Annotated in this window: 8 protein-coding genes; 4 read left to right on the top strand and 4 right to left on the bottom strand. The window is 38.8% G+C overall.

The features are described from left to right. Positions 1-101: 101 nt before the first annotated feature. Complete coding sequence (locus tag V7659_RS02605) at positions 102-614, bottom strand: phosphatidylglycerophosphatase A family protein (RefSeq protein WP_283875710.1); 513 nt, start codon at positions 612-614, stop codon at positions 102-104. Between the two features lie 197 nt (positions 615-811). Between V7659_RS02605 and yutH the strand changes: the two genes are divergently transcribed. Beyond that, on the top strand, positions 812-1,822 hold the full coding sequence (gene yutH / locus V7659_RS02600) for a spore coat putative kinase YutH (RefSeq protein ID WP_335537926.1): 1,011 nt from the start codon (positions 812-814) through the stop codon (positions 1,820-1,822). A gap of 56 nt (positions 1,823-1,878) precedes the next feature. Here the strand turns inward: yutH and V7659_RS02595 are convergent, their stop codons facing one another. Then, a complete protein-coding gene (locus V7659_RS02595; protein ID WP_283879589.1) occupies positions 1,879-2,142 on the bottom strand; it encodes a NifU family protein in 264 nt (87 codons plus the stop codon). Between the two features lie 124 nt (positions 2,143-2,266). On the opposite strand from V7659_RS02595, the gene V7659_RS02590 reads away from it, so the two are divergent. Next, positions 2,267-2,593: a YuzD family protein gene (locus V7659_RS02590; protein WP_335537924.1), complete on the top strand. Its 327-nt coding sequence runs from the start codon at positions 2,267-2,269 to the stop codon at positions 2,591-2,593. A gap of 37 nt (positions 2,594-2,630) precedes the next feature. Here V7659_RS02590 and V7659_RS02585 read toward each other — a convergent pair whose 3' ends face one another. Beyond that, positions 2,631-3,698: an NAD(P)/FAD-dependent oxidoreductase gene (locus V7659_RS02585; protein WP_335537922.1), complete on the bottom strand. Its 1,068-nt coding sequence runs from the start codon at positions 3,696-3,698 to the stop codon at positions 2,631-2,633. Positions 3,699-3,917: 219 nt separating this feature from the next. Here V7659_RS02585 and V7659_RS02580 point away from each other — a divergent pair, with 219 nt between their 5' ends. Continuing rightward, positions 3,918-4,157: a YuzB family protein gene (locus V7659_RS02580; RefSeq protein WP_026567906.1), complete on the top strand. Its 240-nt coding sequence runs from the start codon at positions 3,918-3,920 to the stop codon at positions 4,155-4,157. A 129-nt stretch (positions 4,158-4,286) separates the two neighbouring features. Then, a complete protein-coding gene (locus V7659_RS02575; RefSeq protein WP_335537921.1) occupies positions 4,287-4,652 on the top strand; it encodes a HesB/IscA family protein in 366 nt (121 codons plus the stop codon). Between the two features lie 40 nt (positions 4,653-4,692). On the opposite strand, the gene V7659_RS02570 is transcribed toward V7659_RS02575, so the two are convergent. Beyond that, positions 4,693-5,691, bottom strand: a complete 999-nt coding sequence (locus tag V7659_RS02570) for an NAD(P)/FAD-dependent oxidoreductase (protein ID WP_335537920.1) — start codon at positions 5,689-5,691, stop codon at positions 4,693-4,695. Positions 5,692-5,902: the final 211 nt, after the last annotated feature.

Below are 5,902 nucleotides of genomic sequence, written 5' to 3'. Positions count from 1 at the left end.
ACACTAGCCGCTGGGTGCTGGAGCTAGACAGTAATCTAAGTTCAGAAAATTATACTTTCTTTTCACTAAAAAAGGATGGGGAAACCCATCCTTTTTATAGTTCATTTCTTTTCACTCTCAGCCCTAGCAGCCCGGTGTGCTAGTCGGCTCGATGCGGCTGCTGCAATCGCCCCGACAATATCATCTAAAAAAGTATGGCACTCGCCTGTTGATTTATCATTTAAATGCGCTAATATTCCAGGTTTTAATTTATCGATATATCCGTAATTGGTAAAACCAATCGAACCATATACATTTACAATCGAAAAGGCTAGAATTTCATCGACTCCATAAAGACTTTCATCTGTTCCGATAATTGATTGGAGCGGCTCCTCAAGCATCCCTTTTTCGGCGAGTACATCCAGCTGTATTCCTGTTAAAATTGCGTTCTGAACCTCACGTTTGGAAAGAACGCGTTCCACGTTTGCTAAACAGTCTTCCATTTTCAAGTTCTCATGATATTTTTCCTGCAAAAAGAAAACTAAATCAGCGATGTCCTGTACTTTGACGCCTCTTTCATTCAGCCATCTGCGTGCAGTTACTTCGGTTAGATTTACGTTTTTGTCGTCTGCCATTCCTCTGATCACCTTTTCTGTGGATTTTCACTATATATATACTGTATTATTCTAACTTATGCAAAAGAAGCCTAAAAAAGAGCATGGTTAAAACCTTATATTCTCCTTCATTTTTCTAAGCTATTCAAGAACAAGTTTTCTTAGGCTAAAACATATATATGAGATTAGAAAAGGGAAAGAAATGAGGTGGACTAAAAATGCTTCAAAAAATGCTGGAAAATCAATATGGCGTTACGGTCGATGAATATGTAAAACTTGATAGGTTTGACGCGTTAAGAGGAAATGGCTGGATCTATTTAATCTCCAAACCAGCGGGAAAGGCGGAAGAAGATATTGCCGAACTTGAGAAAATCGCGGAGCATTTACGAAATTATGGTGATCATAATGTTCCCGTCATTTTGCCGTCTAAAGAAGGGCATTTAATTACGGAATGGGAAAAAAATAAATATTGTGTCCTTGCAAATCGGCAACTGGAAGAACCGAAAAAAATTAAATTGGGCAGGAAATTAGCAAAATTCCATGAACGCGGCAGAAGAGTTCCCTTTCAAATTGAGAGGTCTAGCAGGATCGGACAATGGAAGTCCTTATGGGAAAAACGCCTCGAGCAGATGGAAAAGGTGTGGAATGGTCTTCTATTTCAAACACCTGAGGATGAATTTCAGCGAATGTTTATTGATTCCTTCCCCTATTATCTAGGCTTAACAGAAAACGCTATTCAATATCTTGTGGATACCGAGATTGATGATGAACCACTTGAAACGGATAGCGGCACGGTTTGTCATGAACGTTTCACACAAAAGACCTGGGGGCCGCTCAATAATTATATGATTAAAAATCCGTTTGACTGGGTATTTGACCATCGCAGCCGGGACATCGCTGAATGGACTAGGGAAAGATATCTTCACAATTCCCAGACCTATGATGTGGAATTAAAGCGCTTCTTTGAAGAATATCAAAGTGTTGCCCCTTTGTCGCCATTTTCCTGGCGATTATTGTATTCCCGGTTAATTTTCCCGCTCCACTACTTTGAATGTATTGAAAGTTATTATATTACCACATCAGAACAGGACAAAAAGGTATTGGAAGAAAAGTTAATGAGAATTTTACGTCAGTCTGGAGAATATGAACAATTTTTGGCGGGTTTTTATCAACTTACTGACGCTCCAATCAAGCGTTTAAACCTGCCTTTATTGGAATGGCTGTACTAAAACATGTTTTCATTAAAAAAGTGATTGCCTATGGATGGCAATCACTTTTTTGATTATTAAAATACCTGTTCTACTTCCACAATCCCTGGTACTTCTTCTAAAAGTGCTCTTTCGATACCAGCTTTAAGTGTGATGGTTGAACTTGGGCAGCTGCCGCATGCACCTAAAAGGCGAAGCTTGACAATGCCTTCTTCAACATCTACTAATTCACAATCTCCGCCGTCGCGAAGAAGAAATGGACGTAATTTATCTAATACTTCTTGAACTTGTTCAAAAATTTCTTGTTCTGCCAAATTAATCGACTCCCTTCCTATACCTATATTATAATGTCATCATCGTGAAAAATCCATTATCAGAAATTAGGAAAACACACATTTATAGACATTTTCGTGGTTATTATCGTAAAAATGAGTTAACCTGAAATAAAAAGGCGGGAATGATTAGATGAATAGTGCAGAAGTAGAAATTGTTGTTTATGGTGCGGAACAATTGTGCCCAAGTTGTGTCAATTTACCATCTTCCAAAGAAACTTTTGAATGGCTGGAAGCAGCAATTGTGAGAAAATTTCCAGACCAACCGTTTAAAATGACCTACGTGGATATCTATCAGCCAAGTGGGGAGCATGAAAAGATTGCGTTTGCAGAAAAAGTGATCGAAGAGGATATGTTTTATCCAGTGGTTGTCATCAAAGACAAAATCGTTGGCGAAGGGAACCCACGTTTAAAAACCATTTTCGCAGAACTAGAGAAATATGGATATAAGGCTATTTAAACACGAAGAAGCATTCCAGATTGGAATGCTTCTTTTTTTATCCATTATGAAATTTATACATCCACAGAATTCCAGATTTAAGCAAACGGGCGACACGTCCTGTAATGGCGCGGTCTGCCATCATCCCAAATCCGTGCTTTTTCCCAAGGGAACCAAGGATCCCCTTTAATTTAATTTGCGGGAAAGATGTTGGAGGCTCTTCACCTTTCCAACGTCTCTTTAATACTTCAACAATTTGTTCCGCCTGACCTTCCGCTAATTGAGCACTAGGTGCATGAGGAAGACTTGCGCAATCACCGAGAATAAAGACATGTTCATCATGAGGCAGGTGATGAAGTGGGCTGATCACTAGTCTTCCCATTCCATCTTTATCCCCGTCCATAGCGCGGACAATTTTATTGGCTTGGATTCCTGCTGTCCAAACGATGACATCACAATGGATCGGCTGGTCGTGATTGTATAATAAATTTTCTTCCACCTTGGTAATATTCGAGTTGTTAATAATTTCGACATTGTTTTTTACAAACCAATTTTCTACATATTTGCTTAAACGTTCCGGGAATGCAGAGAGAATATGTTTTCCCCGGTCAAATAATTTGATGTTTAGGTCTTCCCGACTTTCGCTTAATTCACTTGCTAGCTCCACACCGCTTAGACCAGCGCCCACGATACCAACCACTGAGCCAGGTCCCAAATTATTTAAGACGGAGTAGGTAAGTCGAGATTTTTCAATAGACTGGATACTGTAGGTAAACTGATCGGCCCCTGGAACATCATGATACTTGTCCTCACAGCCCAGACCAATGATTACATCATCATAGTCGATAGGCGCAGCGTCCTTTAGAGTGATCTTTTTTTCAGTTGTTTGAATAGCGATTACCTCACCATACACTACTTTTAATCGTGGGTGTTCCGGAAAAGCAACTCTTACTTCTTTGTCAGAAATCGTTCCTGCTGCTAATGCGTAGTATTCCGTCTTTAAGCAGTGATAAGGTACACGGTCCACTAGTGTAATCGTCATATCCTCTGGTAAATGGTTAGGGAGAATTTCATTTAGAATCTTCATCCCACCGTAGCCGCCACCAAGAATTACAAGGTTTTTCATTTTTATTTCCCCTTTGAATATCCCGTTTTCATATTTAAAGTTGGCTGAAGTGTCAATTGTAGAATAATAATTCCGTTCCTTTAACACATTCGAGTATAGCGGAATTATGTCAAAATAACAACAATTTTCATGATTTTCTTGACATCGATATAGTATACATGGTATTTGACGGAGTGGATGAAATGGAGTAGGATAATTAGTTGTGGAGAGGTGAAAGCAATGATTCAACCCATCATAGAATTTTGTATAAGCAATCTTGCGAATGGTGCACAAAAGGCACTTGAGAAATTAGAAAAAGATCCTAATTTGGATATTATTGAATATGGATGTCTTGGATATTGCGGTAAATGTGCGACTACGCTTTATGCTCTTGTTAATGGAGAAGTAGTCACAGGAAAAACACCTGACGAATTGGTCGATAACATTTATCAATACTTGGAAGATAATCCAATGTTTTAAAATAGGGAGCGCTGCCGCTTCCTTATTTATATATATTTCATAGGATAGTACGAAGGAATCGTATTATTTGAGTAGTTAACAATACGTGTATATAATAAATTAAAAGCCTCATTTAGGGAGGGTATTACAATGAGTACTGATGTAGTTATTTTAACAGAAGCGGCGTCGCTGCATATTAAAGAAATGATGAAGCATAACGAAGAAGAAGGCGCATTGTTACGTGTCAGCGTAAAAGGCGGTGGATGCAGCGGTTTATCTTACGGGATGGGCTTTGAACATACAGTAAATGAAGATGATTTGAAACTTGAACAATTTGGAATTCAAATCTTAGTCGATAAAGAGAGTGCAGCGATTTTAAAAGGAACCAAGATTGATTATAAGGAATCAATGATGGGCGGCGGCTTTACCATTGACAATCCGAATGCGATCGCATCATGTGGATGTGGGTCATCGTTCAGAACGGCTACTGCTACTGGTACACCGGAAGAATGCTAATATAAATAGAAAAAGCGTCCATACAAAGGGACGCTTTTTCTTATTTATTGAACATTGAAGAACTGTGTAATGGCTGAATTTTTGCCTTCGGATCAATGAAGGCCTTAGCGTTGTTAACAGCTGTTGGTGCTTCACCAAAGCCACAGGCAATTAATTTCACTTTTCCTTCATAGGTACAAATGTCTCCAGCTGCATAGATTCCAGGGATGCTCGTTTCCATCTTAGAATTGACTACAATCGAATTCTTTTCGATGGCTAAGCCCCATTCCTTAATTGGTCCAAGGGAAGAAACGAATCCATAGTTACAAATGACAGCGTCGACATCTACTGTAACTTTCTCTTTACCATTAACAGTTTCAAGAACAACCTGTTTAATTCCACTTTCATCACCAACTAATTCTACAGGAACATAAGGTGTTTTCACATTTACTTTGGAATTATATAAGTTTTCTACACTATGCTCGTGAGCACGGAACCTATCTCTGCGGTGAACAATCGAAACTTGCTCAGCAATTGGCTCCAACATCAAGGCCCAGTCAACTGCAGAATCGCCGCCGCCAAAAACAACTACTTTTTGACCTGCAAACTGATTTAAATCCTCAATGAAGTAATATAGATTTTTACGCTCAAATTGAGCAGCACTTTCGAGGTCTAAACGACGTGGTTGGAAGGCACCATTGCCGGCTGTAATAATAATCGTTTTAGAATAATGAACTTCTTTGTTTGTTGTTAATTTAAACGTTCCATCTTCTTGTTTCTCCAGCTTTTCAACCGATTGCTCTAGTGAAACCGTAGGTTTGAATTTGCTCATTTGTTCTTTAAGATTATTTATAAGTTCTTGTGCACGGATTTTTGGAAAACCAGCAACATCATAAATATACTTTTCCGGGTAAAGCGCTGACAATTGGCCGCCAAGTTGTGGTAAGCTCTCAATAATCTTTACTGAGGCTTGTCTCATACCCCCGTAAAAAGCAGTAAATAATCCGGTAGGACCTCCGCCAATGATTGTAATATCATAAACCGCTTGCTTCTCTTGCACTCCGCATCCCCCCAACCTGTAGTAACAGACTCCTTCCTTCATAATATCATAAAACAAAAAATTCTCACATCTTTAAGAGAGAATATTCACAACTTAGGAAATTTTCAAAAACATTGTTTATTAGCCAAATCCAATTCAATAATCTCTAAAACTTAGAGAAAAATTTATGAAAATCGCTTGAAATCGTGTAAAAGTAGCATAAGATGTATTG

This window comes from Neobacillus drentensis, from assembly GCF_036966985.1.
GTDB classification, from domain to species: domain Bacteria; phylum Bacillota; class Bacilli; order Bacillales; family Cytobacillaceae; genus Neobacillus; species Neobacillus drentensis_E.
This window is presented reverse-complemented; position numbering and strand designations above follow the sequence as displayed.

What these genes read in the sequence shown, in the direction of transcription:
- V7659_RS02605 (WP_283875710.1), bottom strand. Translation starts at nt 614, where the DNA reads ATGGCAGACGACAAAAACGTAAATCTAACCGAAGTAACTGCACGCAGA.
- yutH (WP_335537926.1), top strand. Translation starts at nt 812, where the DNA reads ATGCTTCAAAAAATGCTGGAAAATCAATATGGCGTTACGGTCGATGAA.
- V7659_RS02590 (WP_335537924.1), top strand. Translation starts at nt 2,267, where the DNA reads ATGAATAGTGCAGAAGTAGAAATTGTTGTTTATGGTGCGGAACAATTG.
- V7659_RS02585 (WP_335537922.1), bottom strand. Translation starts at nt 3,698, where the DNA reads ATGAAAAACCTTGTAATTCTTGGTGGCGGCTACGGTGGGATGAAGATT.
- V7659_RS02580 (WP_026567906.1), top strand. Translation starts at nt 3,918, where the DNA reads ATGATTCAACCCATCATAGAATTTTGTATAAGCAATCTTGCGAATGGT.
- V7659_RS02575 (WP_335537921.1), top strand. Translation starts at nt 4,287, where the DNA reads ATGAGTACTGATGTAGTTATTTTAACAGAAGCGGCGTCGCTGCATATT.